20 protein-coding genes and 3 pseudogenes are annotated in these 21807 nt (G+C 38.1%); 14 read left to right on the top strand and 9 right to left on the bottom strand.

What is annotated here, in order from left to right:
• Window positions 1–42 precede the first annotated feature (42 nt).
• From ACFIKN_RS00045 to rsmA, 3 genes are read left to right on the top strand one after another with little or no spacing between them, the layout of a single operon-like run.
• A complete protein-coding gene (locus ACFIKN_RS00045) occupies window positions 43–999 on the top strand; it encodes a SurA N-terminal domain-containing protein (protein ID WP_375612927.1) in 957 nt (318 codons plus the stop codon).
• Window positions 999–2012, top strand: a complete 1014-nt coding sequence (gene pdxA, locus ACFIKN_RS00050) for a 4-hydroxythreonine-4-phosphate dehydrogenase PdxA (protein WP_375630753.1) — start codon at window positions 999–1001, stop codon at window positions 2010–2012. Before ACFIKN_RS00045 ends, pdxA begins: the two co-directional genes overlap by 1 nt.
• Window positions 2003–2833: a 16S rRNA (adenine(1518)-N(6)/adenine(1519)-N(6))-dimethyltransferase RsmA gene (gene rsmA, locus ACFIKN_RS00055; RefSeq protein ID WP_375630755.1), complete on the top strand. Its 831-nt coding sequence runs from the start codon at window positions 2003–2005 to the stop codon at window positions 2831–2833. Before pdxA ends, rsmA begins: the two co-directional genes overlap by 10 nt.
• A gap of 29 nt (window positions 2834–2862) precedes the next feature.
• On the opposite strand, the gene gmk is transcribed toward rsmA, so the two are convergent.
• The 7 genes and pseudogenes from gmk to ACFIKN_RS00090 form a co-directional block, all read right to left on the bottom strand.
• Entirely contained in the window at window positions 2863–3540 is a 678-nt protein-coding gene (gene gmk, locus ACFIKN_RS00060; RefSeq protein WP_375657717.1) for a guanylate kinase, read from the bottom strand.
• A gap of 299 nt (window positions 3541–3839) precedes the next feature.
• Window positions 3840–4948 (bottom strand): annotated as a pseudogene (gene mltG, locus ACFIKN_RS00065) (endolytic transglycosylase MltG).
• A 96-nt stretch (window positions 4949–5044) separates the two neighbouring features.
• Window positions 5045–6307: a beta-ketoacyl-ACP synthase II gene (gene fabF / locus ACFIKN_RS00070; protein ID WP_375637388.1), complete on the bottom strand. Its 1263-nt coding sequence runs from the start codon at window positions 6305–6307 to the stop codon at window positions 5045–5047.
• Window positions 6308–6408: 101 nt separating this feature from the next.
• Window positions 6409–6645, bottom strand: a complete 237-nt coding sequence (locus tag ACFIKN_RS00075) for an acyl carrier protein (RefSeq protein WP_004860281.1) — start codon at window positions 6643–6645, stop codon at window positions 6409–6411.
• Between the two features lie 261 nt (window positions 6646–6906).
• Window positions 6907–7644 carry a 3-oxoacyl-[acyl-carrier-protein] reductase gene (gene fabG / locus ACFIKN_RS00080; protein ID WP_375637389.1) on the bottom strand — a complete coding sequence of 246 codons (738 nt, stop codon included), beginning with the start codon at window positions 7642–7644 and terminating at the stop codon, window positions 6907–6909.
• A gap of 18 nt (window positions 7645–7662) precedes the next feature.
• Window positions 7663–8607 carry an ACP S-malonyltransferase gene (fabD, locus tag ACFIKN_RS00085; protein ID WP_273791076.1) on the bottom strand — a complete coding sequence of 315 codons (945 nt, stop codon included), beginning with the start codon at window positions 8605–8607 and terminating at the stop codon, window positions 7663–7665.
• Window positions 8608–8684: 77 nt separating this feature from the next.
• On the bottom strand, window positions 8685–9272 hold the full coding sequence (locus ACFIKN_RS00090) for an undecaprenyl-diphosphatase (RefSeq protein WP_273791077.1): 588 nt from the start codon (window positions 9270–9272) through the stop codon (window positions 8685–8687).
• Window positions 9273–9607: 335 nt separating this feature from the next.
• Between ACFIKN_RS00090 and rpsF the strand changes: the two genes are divergently transcribed.
• From rpsF to ACFIKN_RS00145, 11 genes and pseudogenes are all read left to right on the top strand, one after another.
• On the top strand, window positions 9608–10015 hold the full coding sequence (rpsF, locus tag ACFIKN_RS00095) for a 30S ribosomal protein S6 (protein WP_273791078.1): 408 nt from the start codon (window positions 9608–9610) through the stop codon (window positions 10013–10015).
• Window positions 10015–10263, top strand: coding sequence for a 30S ribosomal protein S18 (rpsR, locus tag ACFIKN_RS00100; RefSeq protein ID WP_012754957.1), 249 nt, complete (start codon window positions 10015–10017; stop codon window positions 10261–10263). Before rpsF ends, rpsR begins: the two co-directional genes overlap by 1 nt.
• A 148-nt stretch (window positions 10264–10411) precedes the next feature.
• Complete coding sequence (locus tag ACFIKN_RS00105; RefSeq protein ID WP_375630761.1) at window positions 10412–11392, top strand: hypothetical protein; 981 nt, start codon at window positions 10412–10414, stop codon at window positions 11390–11392.
• Window positions 11393–11417: 25 nt separating this feature from the next.
• A complete protein-coding gene (rplI, locus tag ACFIKN_RS00110; protein WP_273791080.1) occupies window positions 11418–12014 on the top strand; it encodes a 50S ribosomal protein L9 in 597 nt (198 codons plus the stop codon).
• A 594-nt stretch (window positions 12015–12608) separates the two neighbouring features.
• On the top strand, window positions 12609–14099 hold the full coding sequence (locus tag ACFIKN_RS00115; RefSeq protein ID WP_273791081.1) for a replicative DNA helicase: 1491 nt from the start codon (window positions 12609–12611) through the stop codon (window positions 14097–14099).
• 6 nt (window positions 14100–14105) lie between these two features.
• Window positions 14106–14210 (top strand): annotated as a pseudogene (locus ACFIKN_RS00120) (hypothetical protein); the annotation flags it as partial.
• Between the two features lie 516 nt (window positions 14211–14726).
• Window positions 14727–15671: pseudogene (locus tag ACFIKN_RS00125) on the top strand (DnaB-like helicase C-terminal domain-containing protein); the annotation flags it as partial.
• Between the two features lie 6 nt (window positions 15672–15677).
• The gene (gene radA, locus ACFIKN_RS00130) at window positions 15678–17054 is read left to right on the top strand and encodes a DNA repair protein RadA (RefSeq protein WP_375630763.1); all 1377 of its coding nucleotides are present in this window, start codon (window positions 15678–15680) and stop codon (window positions 17052–17054) included.
• Window positions 17055–17196: 142 nt separating this feature from the next.
• Complete coding sequence (locus ACFIKN_RS00135; protein ID WP_273791083.1) at window positions 17197–17778, top strand: CvpA family protein; 582 nt, start codon at window positions 17197–17199, stop codon at window positions 17776–17778.
• Window positions 17779–17853: 75 nt separating this feature from the next.
• Window positions 17854–19347 carry an amidophosphoribosyltransferase gene (purF, locus tag ACFIKN_RS00140; RefSeq protein ID WP_375630765.1) on the top strand — a complete coding sequence of 498 codons (1494 nt, stop codon included), beginning with the start codon at window positions 17854–17856 and terminating at the stop codon, window positions 19345–19347.
• 2 nt (window positions 19348–19349) lie between these two features.
• A complete protein-coding gene (locus ACFIKN_RS00145) occupies window positions 19350–20099 on the top strand; it encodes an SDR family NAD(P)-dependent oxidoreductase (RefSeq protein WP_375657718.1) in 750 nt (249 codons plus the stop codon).
• 70 nt (window positions 20100–20169) lie between these two features.
• Here the strand turns inward: ACFIKN_RS00145 and pssA are convergent, their stop codons facing one another.
• Both pssA and ACFIKN_RS00155 read right to left on the bottom strand, forming a co-directional pair.
• Window positions 20170–21009 (bottom strand): CDP-diacylglycerol--serine O-phosphatidyltransferase, encoded by an 840-nt coding sequence (gene pssA / locus ACFIKN_RS00150; RefSeq protein WP_375657719.1) that lies wholly within the window; start codon window positions 21007–21009, stop codon window positions 20170–20172.
• Window positions 21010–21017: 8 nt separating this feature from the next.
• Window positions 21018–21716, bottom strand: a complete 699-nt coding sequence (locus tag ACFIKN_RS00155; protein ID WP_273791087.1) for a phosphatidylserine decarboxylase — start codon at window positions 21714–21716, stop codon at window positions 21018–21020.
• Window positions 21717–21807: the final 91 nt, after the last annotated feature.

A 21807-nucleotide genomic window follows, 5' to 3' on the forward strand; every position in this document is an offset into this window, starting at 1 on the left:
GTTGTTGATGAGAATTAATAAACAATGCGAAAGCCTATTTACATGAATAAATTGAAAAAGCGTTTTCTTGCTTTATTTTATATTGCGTCTTTGAGCGTAAGTAGCCTGTTAATAAATGGATTTTTGATTCCGACAGTCTTTGCGCAGACTTCTATTGTTGTTACAGTTAATGGCAACCCCATCACAAATTATGATATACAAAGACGCCTTGCTTTTCTCAGATTACAACAAAAGCAAGGCAATTTGGTGGCACAGGCTAAAAAAGAGCTTATTGACGAAAAGCTAAAAAATATTGAAATAAAACGTCTTAATATTGAAGTAAGCAATGATGAAGTTGATAGAGCTTTTGAGAATTTTGCGACACAAAATAATATGACGATTGATCAGCTCAACCAGATTCTGATCCAAACTGAGATCACAGTGCAACACTTTAAAGATTACATCCGTGGACAAATAGGATGGGGGCGTCTTGTTAGCGCACGCTATCAAGCTGAAACAGGTATGATTAGCGAACAAGAAGCTGTACGCAGAATATTAAAAAATGGTGGTGTAAAACCTTCAACCAACGAATATACATTACAGCGAATTGTTTTTGTCATTCCTGCACATCGTCGTTCAGAGATCTTTGAAAGACGTCAAAGAGAAGCAAGTAATTTTCGCGCACATTTCCGTGGATGTGCCAATGCTCACAATCAAGCAAGAGGTATTTTAGACGTTACTATCCGCCACTTAGGAAAGTTTCTGGAGCCACAACTTCCTAATGCATGGGAACAAGCTATTCTTGAAACGCCTGCTGGAAAAATGACAAAATTACAAGAGACATCTGATGGAATTGAAGCAATTGCTGTCTGCAAAATAAAAAGAGTTTCTGATGATTATGTCGCTCGACTGATATTTTCTCTTCAAGATAGTAAAAAAAGAAGCCCGCAAAAACTTGAAGAATTAAGCGACAAATATTTAGGAGAACTGCGGCGAGTGGCACGCATTCAAAATTCATAATGGCTGCTCTTATTGTTAGTGGTGGTGATCCTGCCGGTATTGGTCCTGAAATAGTATTAAAAGCGTGGAATTTGCGTGTTACGCGCCAAATTCCGCCTTTTGTACTTCTTGCTGATCCAGATGTTATTCGTTCGCGCGCTCGTTTTTTACAGATTGATGTTGAGGTGCAATCTGTTTTAATCAATAATCCTGCAAAAAATTTTCAAAACGCTCTTCCTATCATACCGTTAAAAAACAAACAAAGTGATCAATTAGGTATACCTTCATCGAATAATGCCGCTGGAATTATTGAAGCAATTAAACGCTGTGTTCAATTGATTCAAAATGGCCATGCATGTGCACTTATCACTTGTCCTATTGCAAAAAAGAATCTTTATGATGCCGGTTTTCAATTTCCAGGTCATACAGAATTTTTAGCTGATTTAGCCCATAAAGCTTTTCATAAATACTATCATCCAGTTATGATGTTAGCAGGACCTCGATTAAAAACAGTACCAATAACTGTTCATATTCCATTTAAAAATGTTCCTTCACAGCTTACCCGTGATTTAATTATTCAAACGGTACTTATTACTGAATGTGACTTAAAAACACGGTTTAAAATAACGTCACCCCGACTAGCTGTTGCTGGTCTTAATCCTCATGCTGGAGAAGGAGGTGCAATGGGCAAAGAAGATATTGAAGTTATCACTCCTGCTATTGAATATCTTAAAAAGAAAGGACTCAATATTGCAGGCCCGCTACCTGCCGACACAATGTTCCATGAATGTGCAAGAAAGGCATATGACGTTGCCATTTGTATGTATCATGATCAAGCCCTTATCCCTGTTAAGACATTAGACTTTGACAGCACTGTTAATGTCACGTTAGGTCTACCTTTTATTCGCACGTCTCCAGATCACGGAACTGCTTTTGACATTGCTGATAAAGGGATAGCCTCTCCCGAAAGCTTTATTGCTGCTCTTAAACTTGCAAATCAACTTGCAAAAAATAGTTTAATACCATGCCAATAGATAATCTCCCTCCTCTGCGTGAGGTCATTGATATATATGGATTACAAGCGCATAAATCTTTGGGGCAGAATTTTCTTTTTGATCTTAATTTAACATCTAAAATTGCTCATCAAGCAGGCAATATAGAAGGAAAACCTGTTCTTGAAATTGGTCCTGGTCCTGGAGGTCTCACACGTGCCTTGCTAGCAAAGGGTGCCATTGTAACAGCAATAGAACGCGATGAGCGCTGCATACCGGCTCTCTTAGAAATAGAAAAACACTACCCTAAAAAATTAAAAGTTATTTGTAATGATGCACTAAAGCAAGACTTCTCAAAACTCTTTGAAACAAGCCCAGAAAAACCTCGTATTATTGCAAATCTTCCCTATAATATTGGGACAAAACTCTTATTAAATTGGCTTTTGACTGAACCATGGCCTCCTTTTTATGAATCAATGACATTGATGTTTCAACGTGAAGTTGCCAAACGGATTACAGCTAAACCTCAATCTACTCATTATGGACGTCTTAGTGTCTTAACTGGCTGGCGTACTACTGCTAAAATTGCTTTCGATGTACCCCCTCAAGCCTTCATACCAATACCTAAAGTAACGTCTTCCGTTGTTCATATTATTCCACGAACACAACCTCTTGCCTGCTCTGCACAAAAACTAAGCCTTGTCACAAAAACCGCCTTTGGGCAAAGACGAAAAATGCTTCGTCAAAATCTCAAAACACTTGGAGGTGAAGTGCTATTAGAAAAAGCTGGAATTGATGGAATGCGCCGTGCTGAAACGCTCTCGGTTTCTGAATTTGTAACTTTAGCGCATCTAGTGCTCTAAAAAATGTACTTTGTGTTATGAAACCTTTTTTAATCACAACATTTATCGATTTTTTCAGCAATAAGCCCATCAACAAAAGAGCCAAGATAAGAACAACGCTCACGTTTTACGGTTTCAGCTAAATAAATTGATTTAATAAAAGATAAAGACTGATCTAAATCTTTGTTAATCACAACATAATCATAAGAACGCCAATGCTTTAACTCCGTTCGTGCATTTTCCAATCGCAAATTGATGATATCTTGACTATCTTCTGCTCGACGATGTAAACGCGAAACAAGCTCTTTCATTGATGGTGGAAGGATAAAAACAGATACAGTGTCTCCTAGCATCTTTTTTTGCAGCTGCTCGGTACCTTGATAATCAATATCAAATAACATATCATGGCCAGCATTCAATGCGTTTTCAACAGTTTCACGCAAAGTGCCATAATAATTTCCGTGAACTTCTGCCCATTCAATAAATTCATCTCTATCACGCTTATATTCAAACTCTTCCTTTGAAATAAAGTGATAATGTAGCCCATCTACTTCACTAGGACGCCTTTTCCTTGTGGTCATACTTACGGAAAGCTCTAATTGTCCATCTTTTAGAAGTAATCGAGAAATTGTTGATTTACCAGCACCTGAAGGTGAAGAGAGAATAAATAAAAAACCGCGGCGTTGATTTATTTTTATAGCACTCAATTTACTTTCAAAGACTGTCATTACATCACTCTACTTTGTTCATAAATGTTTCTCCAAAATTTGAATTATACATTATCTCAACCTCTCCCCTAATCAATGTGTTTTCTTAGCAATTCTCAATGTTATTTTGCTCTTTTTTGAGATAAGGTATTAGCAGTATATTCACTTCTTTCTTAAATATTTTTATCCATACGCCAATCCCACTTGTGACAGACACGAAAATGATTTTTTATCATTCTCATAAAAAGTTTAAATAGAAAAATTTTACTATATTTGGGATTCTCATTTACGATGCAAAAAGATGTGTTATCACTATAAATTCAATGTTTTGCCTTTAATTCTCGCCACTTGCGAACATTCATATTATGTTCCTCTAAAGTTCGAGAAAAAACATGCCCTCCTGAACCATCAGCAACAAAATAAAGTGCATCACTGCTTGGTGGATGTGCCACCGCTTTTAAAGAATCCCGACCTGGATTTGCAATAGCCGTTGGGGGCAAACCATTAATTTTATAAGTATTATATGGTGTTTCCTTCTCAAGATCTGAACGATAAATTGCACGACCGGATGGTTTTCCTTTTCCTCCGAAGAGACCATAAATTACTGTTGGATCCGATTGAAGACGCATATGCTTTGTAAGGCGGTTATAAAATACCGCAGCAACCATTGGTCTTTCTGCTGCAATTCCCGTTTCTTTCTCAACAATTGAGGCTAATATAACAAATTCATCAATTGATTTAATGGGTAAATCAGGTGAACGCGTAGCCCATATAGCATGAATTAATTTTGTCTGTCCTTCACGCAACCTGTTTACAATCTCTTTACGCGTTGTTCCCCGAATAAAACGAACAGTATCCGTCATTAAATAACCTTCTGGAGGCAAAATTTTTGGAAGGTCTCCAATCAAAATTTCATTCGCAGCTAATCGATCGAAAACTTGCTGAACCGTTAAACCTTCAGGTACTGTAAATGTATACTCTATAGATTTTCCTTTCACAAGAATATCCATAATATCCTGCATCGAAGCATGAGCTGGAATTAAATATTCACCAGCCTTCAGATGCGTTGTTTTTTGGTGATAACCAACCCCATAAACAAAAATATCTGATGATCGAATGAAACCACGTTTTTCTAGCAATGAAGCAATTTCACGAATTCCGGTACCAGGATGGATAAGAACAATTTGTTCTTCCTCAATTTTTCCCTTTTCTTCAAAAATACTTTTTCCAATATAAAGAGGAATACTTATGGCAAAAAGAATAATCACAATCAGCATAAGAAAAAAATGACCGAGAATGACCAACGGATTACGGACGATAGATGATTTCTTTCGTTTTTTATGTATTAACATGTCATAACTATCTGCTAAATGATTCGAAGAGGAATCACTTACGTCCTTTAATGATTTCCATTTTTCACATCGGACATAACCCCTCAATAGCGATTAAGGATAATATTATAATTTCTCATTCACCTTATAATAAAGTAGAAAACTCAAAAGCAAAAATTAAATAAAAATACTTATTATCCCCTAAAACGTCGCATCACCAACGATGCATTTGTCCCACCAAATCCAAAAGAATTAGAAAGAATCGTATCAATCTTTCGTTCACGCGGTTTGTGTGGTACAAGATCGATTTTCGTTTCAATCGATGGATTGTCAAGATTAAGTGTCGCTGGGGCTATATTATCCCGTATAGCTAAAATAGAAAAAATAGCCTCAGCAGCACCGGCTGCACCAAGTAAATGCCCGATAGATGATTTCGTTGATGACATAGAAACTTGTGGTGCATAACTCCCTAAAACACGCTCAACAGCCGCTAGCTCTATGGAATCAGCCATCGTAGATGTACCATGAGCATTAATATAATCAAGTTCACTCACATTCACTTGTGCACGCTTAAGAGCAGCTATCATACTACGCTGAGCCCCTTCACCACTTTCTGAAGGCGCTGTAATGTGGTAAGCGTCACCAGATAAACCATAACCAATAACCTCAGCATAAATACGCGCTCCTCGTTTTTTGGCATGTTCCAGCTCTTCTAAAACAACAACTGCTGCTCCTTCCCCCATCACAAAACCATCACGATCAGTATCATAAGGACGTGACGCCCGTTCAGGATCATCATTGCGACAAGTAGAAAGAGCTCTACAAGCTGCAAAACCTGCAAGAGATATCCGATTTATCGGAGATTCAGCCCCCCCTGCCACCATGACATCTGCATCACCAAACATAATCAAACGTGCCGCATCACCAATCGCATGCGCCCCTGTTGAACAAGCCGTTACAACAGAATGATTAGGCCCCCGTAAACCATATTGAATAGACACATAACCAGAAGCAAGATTAATCAAACGACCTGGAATAAAAAAAGGAGAAACACGACGTGGGCCCTTGTCACGAAGCGTATAACCAGCTTCAACAATACCCTCAACTCCCCCAATTCCCGAACCAATTAACACACCTGTACAAATCTGATCTTCATCACTCTTAGGAAACCATTCGGCATCTGCAAGCGCTTGGTTAGCAGCAGCCATTGCATAAACAATAAATGCATCAACTTTACGTTGCTCTTTAGGTTCCATATACAAATCAGCATTATAAGTCCCCTCTGTTCCATCCCCTAAGGGGATACGCGCAGCAATCTGGCATGGCAAATCTGACACATCAAACTCTGTGATACGTCGGACACCACTTCTTCCTTCAAGAAGTCGTTTCCAACTATATTCAGTATTACCAGCTAATGGAGATACCAACCCTAAACCAGTAACAACAACACGTCTCATAACTTCTAACCTTGAACTAAACTTCACCTCTCAAAGCTCTCTTTTCAAAAGAGCTCCGAAGAATATAGGCAAAAGCAATTCATGCCTTTGCCCTTTAGTAATCACGCAGAAGCTTTATCAATGAACTTGACTGCATCGCCAACTGTGAAAATCGTTTCAGCAGCTTCATCTGGAATTTCTACCCCAAACTCTTCTTCAAAAGCCATAACGAGTTCAACCGTATCAAGGCTATCAGCCCCTAGATCATCGATAAAGCTTGCATTTTCTACAACTTTATCAGCATTAACCCCAAGATGTTCCACGATAATTTTCTTAACGCGCTCTACTGTATCACTCATGTTGAAATCCTCGAATTTATATTTTCCTATAATTTGGTTAACTATATCGGTTCATCTAATCAAGCAATAGATGCATTACTTTAAAAGATTTTAGTAATGATTTAAAACATCCTGTGGATATCCCCTACAAAATGAACCAATCTGACATTCCGACATCAATTGATCAACGACCATATTAAAGAAATAGATGCATCTATCCATTTCAATCGTTACTATCTAAAATAATACAACTCATAAATCAATGTGGAATAAAATAAATACTCAAATCATTGCCATTCCACCATTGATATGGAGTGTTTGACCTGTCGTATAGGCTGCTTCATCGCTTGCTAAATAAACAGCAGCAGCGGCTATTTCTTGCCCACTTCCCATACGCTTCATCGGAATCGCAGCCATAATGGCTTCTTTTTGCTTTTCATTAAGCTTGTCTGTCATTGCGGATTTAATAAATCCTGGAGCAATACAATTGACAGTGATGTTTCGCGAAGCAATTTCTTGTGCCAATGCTTTAGAAAAACCTATCAAGCCTGCTTTTGCAGCACAATAATTCGTTTGTCCAGGGTTTCCCACAACACCAACAACAGATGTAATGTTAATAATCCTTCCATAACGGCGGCGCATCATAGAATGTATTAATTCACGCGTCAAAAGAGAAGCAGCTGTTAGGTTAACTTCTAAAACATCATCCCAGTCTTTATCTTGCATACGCACAAAAAGACCATCCCTAGTGATTCCCGCATTGTTAACCAAAATATCGACGCCATCCATTTCTCTTTCTGCAACTTCAGCCAATTGTTTAATCGATTGGCGTTCAGAAAGATTAGCGGGAAATACAAAAACATTCTGCCCTAATTCTGCCACCACTTCTCTAAGCTTTTCTTCGCGTGTTCCATGAAGTCCAACAATGGCTCCTTGTGCATGAAAGCAGCGTGCAATTGCCTCACCAATTCCTCCCGAAGCCCCCGTTACAAGAGCTTTACGTCCTGTTAATCTAAACATCTTTTAACTCCTTATAGATTAAACGCCGAGCATACCTAGCGCTGATTCTATTTCATCAACTGTTCCAATGGTTACCCCCTTTATATCTTTGTTAATACGACGCGTTAAACCTGTTAATACTTTTCCAGAACCAACTTCAAAAAGCGTATCAACTCCATTAGCAGCGATCCATTCTATTGTTTCACGCCATCGCACCCTCCCAGTCACTTGTTGGACAAGAAGAGTAGTAATACGCTCTGGATTGCTCTCAGGTGCAACAGAAACATTGGCAATCAAAGGAACAATAGGGGACATTTTGTTAACAGTCAAAAGTGCTTTCTTCATGGCATCAGCAGCAGGTTGCATTAAAGATGAATGAAAAGGTGCAGAAACAGGAAGAAGAAGTGCACGTTTTGCACCTTTTGTTGATGCAATCTCTACCGCTGCCTCAACTGCTTTTGCTTTACCGGAAATAACAATTTGCCCACCACCATTATCATTAGCAATCTGACATAATCCTTCTCCAGAAACAGTTTCGCAAATTTCTTCCACAATGTGCTCTTCTAAACCAATTAATGCTGCCATAGAACCTTCACCAACCGCGACAGCAGCCTGCATAGCATTGCCACGAATACGCAAAAGTCTTGCCGTATCTGTGAGAGTAAATGTACCAGCAGCACAAAGAGCCGAGTATTCGCCTAAAGAATGACCAGCAACAAATCTTACCTTTTCTTCTATACGAAGCCCTAATTGTTTCATCACACGAATGACAGCCATAGATACAGCCATTAATGCCGGTTGTGCATTTGCTGTTAACGTTAAAACATCTGCTGGTCCTTCAAAAATGATCTTTGATAATTTCTCGCCCAAAGCATCATCAACTTCCTCGAAAACCATCCGTGCGGCAATAAATTGCTCTGTAAGCGCCTTCCCCATACCAACAAGTTGACTCCCCTGCCCTGGAAAAATAAAAGCTGCACCCATTTATCAACTCCTAAAACTGTACAATTAAATTATTTTCTTTTGACCTTATTCATCCGCACAAATCAAGATAAAGCCCTTTATTTAAAACGAATACCACACTTAAAATTATATTTTAAGGGCGGAATTTGATATAAAAACTTAGGGAAATAGGGTGCTATAAACTGAATAACACCCAAACTTATGAGACTTCCTAAAATTGCACCTGCTAAAATATCAAAGGGATAATGTACACCCACAAAGATGCGCGCCCAACAGATCAAACACAAAAATACCGAAGCAAATTTAAAAGCAACTTTGTATCGGTAAAAATAAAAGTTAGCTGCATAAGATGCAATGGTCAAGGCATGATTACTAGGAAAAGAAGCTGTCGCACGATGTTGAATAAGCGGTGTCGTCAGCCCTACCACGAATGGGCGAGGATGAAAATAAAAAAGAGAAATGAGATAACCTATGAAAAGAGCCGCACAAATACTCATGCAAATGCTTAGCACGACACATCGTTCCCTCTCCCCACCACAAAACCACAACGCACAGAGATGGAGAGGAATAATATAAATTAAAAACTTTGCACAAAAAATACTAAACAAAACTACAATCGACCAAGCGTGATGATTGCCGACAAACATTTCAAAGAGTGTAACATCAATCTGGTTTAAAAAGTCCATTTTTCCCTCCTTTACCTTTATATTACAGTATTATCTTTTTGTAGAAGAAGGAAATATATCAAGATTTAACAAATCAATTTTTTTATGTGCATAAACTTGCTATTTTAAAAGATAACCTGTAAATGTGAAATGTTCGTTGCCGGCACTTTAGCTGGAGGTTGAACGGAGGGCTGTAAAATATCAGTAGGAAATACAATGTTTCCGGCCTCCCGTGTCTCCGCTCTGAGATGTCTCGAATTGTAAACGCGTCCTTTCTTCTTTGGATTTCCAAAAAAGACAAGTCGCAGAGGCTTTGCGCTAAAGCCGGTGAAATTTAATTGAAGAAAGGCAAAACAATGGCTCTTTATGAACATATGTTCCTTGCCCGACAAGACATCGCACCGCAGCAAGTTGATGAACTTTTGAGTCTCTACAAAGGTGTCATTGAAGCGCATGGTGGAAAAGTTGGGCGTATAGAAAATTGGGGACTTCGTCCTCTTGCTTACCGTATTCGTAAAAACCGTAAAGCTTATTATGTCTTGGTCAATATTGATGCACCAGCTTCAGCAATTGCTGAAGTGGAGCGTCAGATGCGCATCAATGAGGATATTTTGCGTTATATGACCATTCGCGTAGAAAAACACGAAAAAGAAAAATCTGCTATGCTCTCACACCTTGATCGCAATAGTCACATTGGACACGATGAAGAGCGTCCTCGTTTTCCACGTCGTCAACGTGAAAATGCTATAGAAGAGGTAGAATGATGACTGATACTAATCAAAACTCTGCACGTCGCCCCTTTCATCGTCGTCGTAAAACATGTCCTTTTTCAGGGACCAATGCTCCCAAAATTGATTATAAAGACATCAAGTTGTTACAACGTTATATTTCCGAACGTGGGAAAATTGTTCCTTCACGGATTACTGCTGTTAGTCAGAAAAAACAGCGTGAATTAGCTAATGCTATCAAACGTGCTCGCTTTTTAGGTTTACTTCCGTACGTTATAAAGTAAGCGATCAATATGTTATGCAACTGGAGAGTTTCTCCAGTTGCTTTTCTTATATGGTTAAAAATAGCTTGTTGTATCCTATGTTAAGCTATTAAATGTCAAAGTTGGGGTATTGACACGCCTCTAACTGCAGAAAGCAGGACAGCAATAAATGAAAAAAAATCGTACTTATGAGATATTAACCGGTATTTTGGCAGGATTATTTGCTGTTGTGATAGGAATGGCAATCATCAGTGTTGCAAATATCGCGCCCTTTTTTTCTCTTCTTCTTGGCTGCTTTCTTTCATTGCCAATTTTTATTGTTGCGTTCGGTCAAGGAACATTAGCCAGTCTCATCGCCCTCATAAGTGCCACTGTTGTTCTTATCATAACCACTAATACCTATATTGCTCTTGGCTCTATGTTCTTATTTTTCCTTCCTGCTGTCTATGCTTCTTGGCTTCTTGGGCTCGCACGACCAGCGCAAAAAGAAAACGAACTGATATGGTATCCATTATCATCGGTTATTTTTCATTTAACTAATTTTATCGCTCTTATAGCAACTTTCATTGGGCTCTATGTTCAAACCCGTCCATCCACACCCGTCATTGCAAAAAAAATCACCGAAAACATAGCACAAACTCTGCAACAATCACAGTCAATAAAAGAAGCCGATATACGCGCTTTTAGTGAGCTTTTAATGACGCATACAGCAACTTTTACTGCTTTTTCTTTGACTATTTATAGTTTGGTTTTTCTCATTGGTAACCTTTACTTTTCCATGATAGCAGCACAACATATGAAATGGCTGAAAAGACCCCGTGATGATTGGAGCCAAACTCTCCGCCTTCCAATTTCTGGAATTATTATTTTCATTATTGTTTGCATAGCATCGATGATTGAGCTGAGCGCTTCTCTTAACTTGAGTACCCGTGTCTTTAGCACTGCATACATTGTCATCATATTAATTAGCGGTCTAGCATATCTGCACAATATTACAAAAGGGGTAAACGGTCGAATTATTATACTTTCTCTTGTTTATATTGCTATTTTTACAATCGTTTTTACTCCACCTATTGTTTTCATGATGCTTTTGATGGGAATTTGGGCTGCTATTCAATACAATTTTCAATCACGCAAAAAACTCCACTAAATTTATTTGTTCGAAAGGAAAAACTATGGATATTATTTTACTTGAGCGCATTCCTCGTCTTGGTCAGATGGGTGATATTGTCTCAGTTAAAGATGGTTATGCGCGTAATTTTCTCTTGCCTCAAGGTAAAGCTTTACGCGCAAATGAAGCTAATAAAAAACATTTTGAGGTACAACGTGCACAACTTGAAGCACGTAATCTTGAACGCAAAAGTGAAGCGCAAAAAATTGCTGAAAAACTTGATGGACAATCATTCATTGTTGTTCGTTCTGCTGGTGAAACGGGACAACTTTATGGTTCTGTGTCAACACGTGATATTGCTGAAATCATAACAGATGAAGGCTTTTCTATTGGAAGAAATCAAATCGAACTTAATCATCCAATAAAAATGATCGGTCTTCACACTATCACTCTTAGCTTACATCCAGAGGTTCAAATTTCTGTGATTATTAACGTTGCGCGTTCTACCAGTGAAGCACAACGCCAAGCAGAAGGTGAAACTCTCACTTCGGCTAAAGAAATATATAATATTCAAGAAGAATTATTAGAAGAAAGTCAGGAAGAATTATTGGCAGAAGAAATTAATGACAACGATATAAACAGTTCTCATCAAGAAGCTTAACTGCTGTTTTTGCTTTGTGTTTTATATTTTTTATTCCATTTTAAATATTGTTCATAAAATACTCACACTTTAAAAGTGAGTATTTTATGGCTATCGTACATAAATAATCTAATTTTTATGAAAGAATTAGAAATATATTATTTAAAGGCATTATATGCCGAGAATGATAATATCACTAAGAGGAAATGTCTTTTGTCTTCCAGCATATAAAGCAAAAATAATTTAAAGTCCTACCCTTAAGGCTAAAGTTTGTATGAGCGTTAAGTTGATTATATCCTCACATGATCTGAAATAATTTCAGTTATAAAAAAATAATTCTACTTACACAGATATTGGAATTTTAAGGTTAAGTAACTTAAAAATACTTAAATTTAGAGTAGCAAAACTTCCACTTTAAAATCACATATTATAAAATAAAATAGATAGACGTTATATAAATAATACACAAATGATAAATGAGGAACGAAAAGAGAGTTTTAAAAAATTATATAATTTTAACTTAAAATGAAGATTTGTCGCTCTATTCTTTTAATTATACGATTTTCAATTTATCGCCTAAAGTAGCTAGACTTAGAATTTTAGTGGAAAAATATTATGGAAGAAACTAACGTTGTTAATGTCAGCTCTTCAAAGAAAGAGGATTCTCCTTCTTTTCGGCAACTTCCGCATAATATTGAAGCTGAACAGGCATTGCTTGGTGCCATCTTTATCAACAATGATTCTCTTGACCGCGTTTCAGATTTTCTAAAACCAGAACATTTTTTTGAACCATTGCATCAAAAAATTTATCATGTTTTATCTCACCTTATTAAAACAGGAAAACGTGTAGATCCAGTTACAATCAAGCCCTATATCCAAATGGAAGAAAAAATTGGAGATATTACTGTATACCAATATGTTGTTCGCTTAGCCACAGAGGCAGTCACTATTATTAACGCTGAAGATTATGGACGCGTCATTTACGATCTTTTTATCCGACGGTCTTTGATTAACCTTGGAACTCAAGTTGTCAATACAGCCTTTGATGCTCCTGTAGAACTCACGCCTACCCAACAAATTGAAACTGTTGAAAATCAGTTATTTGAGCTAGCAGAAAAAGGGAAATATGGAGGTGGATTTGAAAATTTTAATGAGGCTATTAAAAAAGCTATCGATATGGCAAGTGCTGCGAAAAAGCGCTCTTCACAATTATCAGGGATAGCCACCCATATTAAAACACTTGATGAAAAAATGGGAGGATTACAAGCATCTGACTTAATTATCCTTGCGGGGCGCCCTGGTATGGGTAAAACCTCACTGGCTACCAATATTGCCTTTAATATTGCTAATGCTTATAATCGTAATGCCAATATCCAAGAAAATGAAGGCGGCATTGTGGGATTCTTCTCACTTGAGATGTCATCCGAACAGCTTGCAACCCGTATTATTTCTGAACAAACAGAAGTCTCTTCTTCTGATATTCGGCGTGGTAATATTTCAGATGAACAATTTTCAAAAATTATTCGTGCGGTGAACCAACTACAAAAGGCACCACTTTATATTGATCAAACTGGGGGAATATCAATTACGCAATTAGCTGCTCGTGCGCGGCGTCTCAAGCGGCAACATGGTTTAGATATCTTGTTTATTGACTATATCCAACTCATGACAAGCAGTTCAAAGCGTTCATCAGAAAATCGTGTCCAAGAGATCACAGAAATTACCACAGGATTAAAAGCATTAGCGAAAGAATTGAATATTCCTATTATCGCTCTCTCTCAACTTTCACGTCAAGTAGAAAATAGAACAGATAAACGTCCACAGCTCTCAGATTTACGTGAATCTGGTTCAATTGAGCAAGATGCCGACATCGTTCTTTTTGTCTATCGCGAAGAATATTATCTCAAAAATGAAGAACCAAAGTTAGGTAGCTTGGAACATACAAAATGGCAAGAAATAATGGACAAAGCTTTTGGAAAAGCTGATGTTATTATTGCAAAACAGCGCCATGGGCCAACAGGAATCGTGCCCCTTGCCTTTCAATCTGATTTCACACGATTCAGTGATCTTGCCGATAGCAATTATCTTCCAGAGCAAATTGGTTAAATCAATATGGTGCGTAATCGTATTCAATTTATCTGTAAAAATTGTGGAACTGTCCATTCTCGTTGGGCTGGGAAATGTAGCGCCTGTGAAGAATGGAATTTTTTTATAAAAGTTATTTTTCGATGATTTTGGCCGTCATTATTTGCTATCTAAAAAGCTCTTGAACAATATTAATCTTAATAATATGAGAAGATAATACATCTTTTAGTGTTGCAAGTAGGATACATATATCCAAAATCTATAGCTAATCTAAATCTTTCTATATTGTTCCTTCTTTAAAAAAACTCCTTCTCACAAGATACTCATTTTCTTGTTTTTAAATCCAAAAGTAATTGCTGCTGTTGTGCAAGGCTGACTATTATGTAGAATATCAGAAAATTTCCTCTTTATTGGACAATCTCTAACCTTTTAACAAAAATATTTTCTAATCTATCTGAAAAATTACCCTAATCACCGCAATATAAAAAAACAAGCAGTGTTTTAAATACTACAGCACAGAGAAAATTCTACAACATGCAAAATATTCTTGATATAAAATTGCATAAAAACTGATATCTAACAAAAGGAAAGTGTATAATTATGCTAGAAAAAAAAGAAGACTGCGATAGTAGATTTGACAGTCTTGATGAAGCTATCAAAAGAGTTGTTGATATAGCAAGTGCTGCAAAAAAGCGCTCTTCGCAAATATCAGGGATAGCGACTCATATTCAAACACTTGATGAAAAAATGGGAGGATTACAACCATCCGACTTAATTATCCTTGCGGGGCGCCCTGGTATGGGTAAAACTTCACTTGCTACCAATATTGCCTTTAATATTGCCAATGCTTATAATCATAATGGTAATATCCAAGAAAATGAAGGCGGTGTTGTAGGATTCTTCTCACTTGAAATGTCCTCAGAGCAGCTTGCAACACGTATTATTTCTGAACAAACGGAAGTCTCTTCTTCTGATATTCGACGTGGTCATATCTCAGATGAACAATTTTCAAAAATTATTCGTACGGTAAATCAGCTCCAAAAGGCACCCCTTTATATTGATCAAACTGGAGGAATATCAGTTTCACAACTGGCTGCCCGTGCTCGGCGTCTCAAGCAAAAACATGGTTTGGACGTCTTAATTATTGATTATATCCAACTCATGACAAGTGATTTAAAATACACATCTGAATATCGTATTCAAGAAATCACTGCAGAATTAAAAGCCTTAGCTAAAGAATTAAATATCCCTATTATTGCTCTTTCACAACTTTCACATCAAGTTGAAAACAGAACAGATAAACGCCCAAAACTTTTAGATTTAGGTGGATTTGGTTCTATTGAGCAAGATGCCGACATCGTTTTATTTGTCTATCGTGAAGAATACTACCTCAAAAATGAAGAACCAAAGTTAGGTAGCTTGGAACATACAAAATGGCAAGAAATAATGGACAAAGCTTTTGGAAAAGCTGATGTTATTGTTGCAAAACAACGTCATGGACCGACAGGAATCGTGCCCCTTGCCTTTCAGTCTTCTTTCACACGATTCAGTGACCTAGAAGATATTGATTATCTTCCAGAGCAAATTGGTTAAATCAACATGGTGCGTAATCGTATTCAATTTATCTGTCAAAATTGTGGAACTGTCCATTCTCGTTGGGCGGGAAAATGTAGTGCTTGTGGAGAATGGAATTCCCTTATCGAAGAAAATATAAATGGCGGCATAGGAAGTGGTCCTAAGCAGAATACGCGTAAAGGACGCATCGTTGCCCTTACATCTCTTTCTGGAGATATCCAAGATGCTCCACGTATTTATTCTGGTATTGCGGAACTTGATCGTGTTACCGGTGGGGGCTTTGTCCGTGGATCGGCACTCCTTGTTGGAGGTGATCCGGGTATTGGTAAATCAACATTGCTGACACAAACAGCTGCTGCTTTATCACGTAAAGGATATAATGTCATCTATGTTTCAGGTGAAGAGGCTATTGCGCAAATTTGTCTGCGCGCACAAAGGCTTGAAGCTAACAATACAGAGGTGAAACTTGCTGCTGAAACCAATGTTGAAGATATTCTGGCAACCTTAAGCGAACATAAAAACCTTGATATGGTGATTATCGATTCGATTCAAACCCTATGGTCAGATACAGCAGATTCAGCACCTGGCACTGTCACACAAGTACGTATCGGTGCTCAGGCAATGATCCGCTTTGCCAAGAAAACAGGAGCCGCCGTTGTTCTTGTTGGGCATGTTACAAAAGATGGACAAATTGCTGGTCCTCGGGTCGTTGAACATATGGTTGATGGCGTTCTCTATTTTGAGGGTGAAGGAGGACATCATTATCGCATTCTTAGAACTGTAAAAAATCGCTTCGGACCAACAGATGAAATTGGTGTCTTTGAAATGTCTGATAAAGGATTACGCGAAGTGATAAATCCATCCGAATTGTTTTTAGGAGAACGTAATGAAAAAGCCCCAGGCGCTGCTGTTTTCGCCGGTATGGAAGGAACACGCCCGATACTCGTAGAAATTCAAGCGCTTGTTGCTCCTTCTTCCCTTGGGACACCAAGACGTGCGGTTGTCGGATGGGATGGAAATCGTCTTTCTATGATTCTTGCCGTTTTAGAAGCCCATTGTGGCATTCGTTTTGGACAGCATGATGTCTATCTGAACGTGGCAGGTGGCTATCGCATATCAGAACCCGCTGCTGATTTAGCTGTAGCCGCTGCTTTGGTATCTTCTCTTGCCAATATCGCATTGCCAACGGATTATGTCTATTTTGGTGAAGTCAGTCTTTCAGGAGCTACCCGCGCTGTTGCACATTCAGCACAGCGCATAAATGAAGCCAAAAAACTCGGCTTTCAAGGAGCCTTTCATCCCACAACAACAACCGAAATGATGAAGTCGCTCAACTTTAAACAAAAAACTTTCTCCGACCTTCCCGAACTCGTTGCTACTCTTACCGTAAGTAAAAAATGATCTGCACCACAGATATGATAATATAGAAAAAACTCTATAACATACAAAAGATCCTTGCTATAAGAACAAAAAATGGCATAACAAAAAATATATTTGCACACAGACTTAAAAGAACGCAACTTTATGTATAAGGAACAAACAAATGATCATAACAATCCTTGATGGAATTGTCGTAGTAATCATCCTGTTGTCCGCTTTTCTTGCTATGCTTCGAGGATTTTCACGTGAAGTGTTATCGTTGATTTCTTGGGCAGTTGCAGCTGTTACGACACTGTTTTTATTCAAACCTGTCTTACCTTTCTTTGAACAATATCTCTCTAATAAAATGATTGCATTGATCACAACATTGGTCACAATTTTTATTATTGTTCTCATTATTACTTCAATTATTACAATGAAGATCTCTGATTTTATTATTGATAGTCGAATTGGTATCCTTGACCGTGCTATTGGTTTTATTTTTGGAGCACTTCGTGGTTTACTTATCATGGTCATCGGTATGTTGCTGATTAATGCACTGATTAAACCCGAGCTTCAAGCGAATTGGTTAAAAAATGCAAAAACAAGACCCATTTTAGATTCATTGGGACAAAAAGTTTGGGAAATACTCCCAAAAGATATTGGATCTGTTCTCGAAAAGGCTGAAAATTTGTTTAAAGACAGCAATAAACATACGTATGAGCAACACTCTCATGAAAAGATAATTTTAAAAAATAGAGAATAGTTTTTCATGAGGAAAGAGAACTAAATGATGTAAAATGTGATATTAATGATTCCTCCATATCACAACTGAAAGAATATGATGATAAAAAGCGATGTTTTCTGTCAAGAATTTTCATTAGATGATGATACCCTTCATGAAGAATGTGGAGTTTTTGGTATTCTTGGGCATGAAGATGCCGCAACATTAACAGCTCTTGGACTCCACGCACTTCAGCATCGTGGGCAAGAAGCAGCTGGGATTGTTTCTTACCACAATAAAATATTTCATCAAGAAAAGCATTTAGGTCTTGTTGGTGATCACTATACAAACCCTGCAACACTTGCGCGCTTACCAGGAAATCGTGCTATTGGACATACCCGTTATTCAACAACTGGAGAAGTGGCATTACGCAATGTTCAACCCCTTTTTGCTGAATTGAAAGTTGGAGGTATTGCTATTGCACATAATGGTAATCTTACCAATGGTCTCACATTACGCCGTGAACTCATCGCTTCTGGTGCTATCTGTCAATCAACGTCAGATTCAGAAGTTTTTCTCCATCTTATTGCCCGCTCACGTTATGAATCGTCCTCTGATCGTTTTGTTGATGCGATTCGGCAAGTAGAAGGTGGGTATGCTATGTTAGCGCTCACACGTACAAAGCTTATTGCGGCACGCGATCCAACAGGAATTAGACCTCTCGTGATGGGGGAACTTGATGGTAAGCCTATCTTTTGTTCTGAAACTTGTGCTCTTGATATTATTGGAGCAAAATATGTCCGTGATGTTAAAAATGGAGAAATCATCATATGTGAAATACAAAAAAATGGGGAAATTACGAAAAAAATTATAAAACCAGAAAATACAAAACCAGAAAAACTTTGCTTGTTTGAATATGTTTATTTTGCCCGCCCAGACTCAATCGTTGGAGGACGTAGTGTTTATACAACACGCAAAAATATGGGAATCCATTTAGCACAGGAAGCCCCTTGTGAGGGTGATGTTGTGGTTCCTGTTCCTGATGGAGGAACGCCTGCCGCAATTGGCTATGCACAAGAAATTGGAATTCCCTTCGAGCTTGGTATTATTCGTAATCACTATGTTGGCCGCACTTTTATCGAACCAACACAACAAATTCGTGCTTTTGGCGTCAAGTTAAAACATTCGGCAAACCGTCCTGTGATTGAAGGAAAACGTGTTATTCTGGTTGATGACTCTATTGTACGTGGAACAACATCCCTTAAAATTGTACGAATGCTTCGCGATGCAGGAGCAAAAGAAGTTCATATGCGCATTTCTAGCCCTATGATTTTTTATCCTGACTTTTATGGTATTGATACACCTAAAGCTGAAAATCTTTTAGCAAATCAATATCCAGATTTAAAATCTATGTGTGATTTTATTGGAGCGGATTCATTAGAATTTCTTTCAACGGATGGATTATATCTTGCTGTAGCAGGGGAAAAACGGAATAACGCCGATCCACAATTTACTGACCATTATTTTACTGGATATTATCCTACGCATCTGGTTGATCAAGAAAATCTCTCCAAAATTCATCAATCATCTGTTCTTAAAACAAGAGATTAATGATGGCAAAATGTGATTTTAGTCTCCATGGGCGTGTGGCACTTGTTACTGGCGCATCAAGAGGGATTGGCTATTATTTGGCACTCGAGCTTGCTGCACGCGGGGCTCATATTATTGCTCTTGCACGAACAGTCAGTGGACTTACTGAATTAGATAATCAAATCCGAGAAAAAGGAGCTCATGCAACCCTTGTTCCCCTTGACTTGCATCATATGGAAAACATCGATACTCTTGCTATCTCAATTGCCAAACGCTGGAAAAAACTTGATATTATCGTTGCAAACGCAGGAATTCTTGGAACACTCTCACCAATAGCGCATATAGAAAACACGGTATTTGAAGATGTTTTTCAAATAAATCTTTTCAGCCAATGGCGCTTAATGAAAGCCGTTGAGCCTTTATTACGTGAATCTGATGCTGGACGAGCCATCCTGTTATCCTCAAGCGTTGCGCATGCTGCGCGCCCTTTCTGGGGAGCTTATGCAGCCTCTAAAGCGGCTTTAGAGGTGATTGCCCGTTGTTGGGCAGAAGAACTCAAACAAACCCCTATTAAGATTAATTGTGTCAACCCTGGTGCCACACGCACTGCCATGCGCGCTGAAGCTATGCCTGGTGAAGATCCACAAACTCTGCCTTCACCACAAGAGGTCGCAAAAAAGACCGTACATTTGTTATCACCTGATTTAAAGGAAACTGGAAAACTCTTTAATGTCCATAAAAATCGGTTTGTAAATTATCACATACCTGATTGATCATCATATGAGAAGTAAATCGTTTGACTCTCTCTTTTTTCTGTGCTCTTCGACAGAAGCATGAAGCACTTTATGATTCTTGGATAGCTTTAGCATCAGCCTTTTTCTCTTCTAAAGTAGCACGTTTATTATAAGCGATAAAACTACAGGGGAGAAAAATAATATAGCTAACAGCTGTAATCAATAAAGTTTCCCATGTGTAAGTCGCAAGAAAACCGACATAAATAACAATGACCAACATGCACGGTATAACGATATCGCGCCTTAAATTTTGATCAATTGTTTTTGCATTCCATACCGGTAAACGACTAATCAAAAGAAAAGCAATAATTACAGTATAAAGACTAAAAAATAATGCCCACCCCCAATTGGGAACCAAACCAAGAGTGCCTAAATAGGTAGGCAATAAAAGTAATAATGCTCCTGCTGGTGCTGGAACACCAACAAAATAACTTTTCTGCCACTTAGGTATATTGGGGTTATCTAACATCACATTAAAACGTGCTAATCGCAAACAACAAGCAACACAATAAACAAGAGCAGCAACCCAACCAATGTGATTTGCTTGATTCAAGATAAAAGAATAAACAATGAGTGCAGGGGTAACACCAAAATTTATAACATCAGCAAGAGAATCCATCTGTGCCCCAAAAGATGAACTACCATCTATTAAACGGGCAATGCGACCATCAGCACCATCTAAAACTGCGGCCAAAAGCACCATTAAAATAGCAGCTTCATAGCGATGTTCAAAAGCCAAACGAATACTGCTCATCCCTGCACAAATTGCTAAAATAGTAATGATATTGGGAATGACATACCGCATCGATGTAGGTGAACGCCGCCGATTTGCACCTTCATCATGCTGCCCCTCAGGATTGAATGAAGAAAATGGCGAAAAATTTTTCATTGTGAGTCCTAATCGTATCTGAAATCCGTTGTGGCACTCTTATCATCAAAAGAACCCAAAACTGTTTCTCCAGCAATTGCTGTCTGTCCAACTGCAACACGCACTTTCATTTCAGTTGGTATATAAATATCAAGGCGAGAACCAAAACGAATCAATCCAAATCGCTCACCAGTCATAACGGCATCATTTTCTTTTGACCAGCAAACAATCCGGCGTGCAACCATTCCCGCTATTTGTACGATACCGATTTTACCATGTTTGCTATCAATTACCATCCCATTACGCTCATTAAACTGACTAGCTTTATCAAAGTCAGCATTAGTAAATCGACCTGGCTGATAAACGATAGACTCTACTGTACCACTGATAGGAATACGATTAATATGGCATGAAAAAACATCCATAAAAATGGAAATACGGATCATTTCATCTTTCCCTAATCCTAATTCTTCAGGTGGAACACATGATTCCACAAATGAAATACGCCCATCTGCAGGCGACATAACCCAATTTGAATTCAAAGGGATCACACGATCTGGATCACGGAAAAAGTATACACACCACACCGTGAGAATGAGACCAAACCAAAACAACGGACTCCATATCCAACCAAGAATGAGCGAAATAACAAAAAACGCTACAATAAAAGGATAGCCTTCTTTATGAACCGATACAAAGCTATTATGGAAAGATTGCAGAATACTCATATAATTTCCTATTCATCGTAAACTTAAACAAGCAACAAATCTTTTTGTTCCTCTTGTGTCTTTTTATGTATTTAATCAATCACTCCATATA

This window comes from Bartonella sp. CL436QHHD, from assembly GCF_042195105.1.
GTDB lineage: Bacteria > Pseudomonadota > Alphaproteobacteria > Rhizobiales > Rhizobiaceae > Bartonella.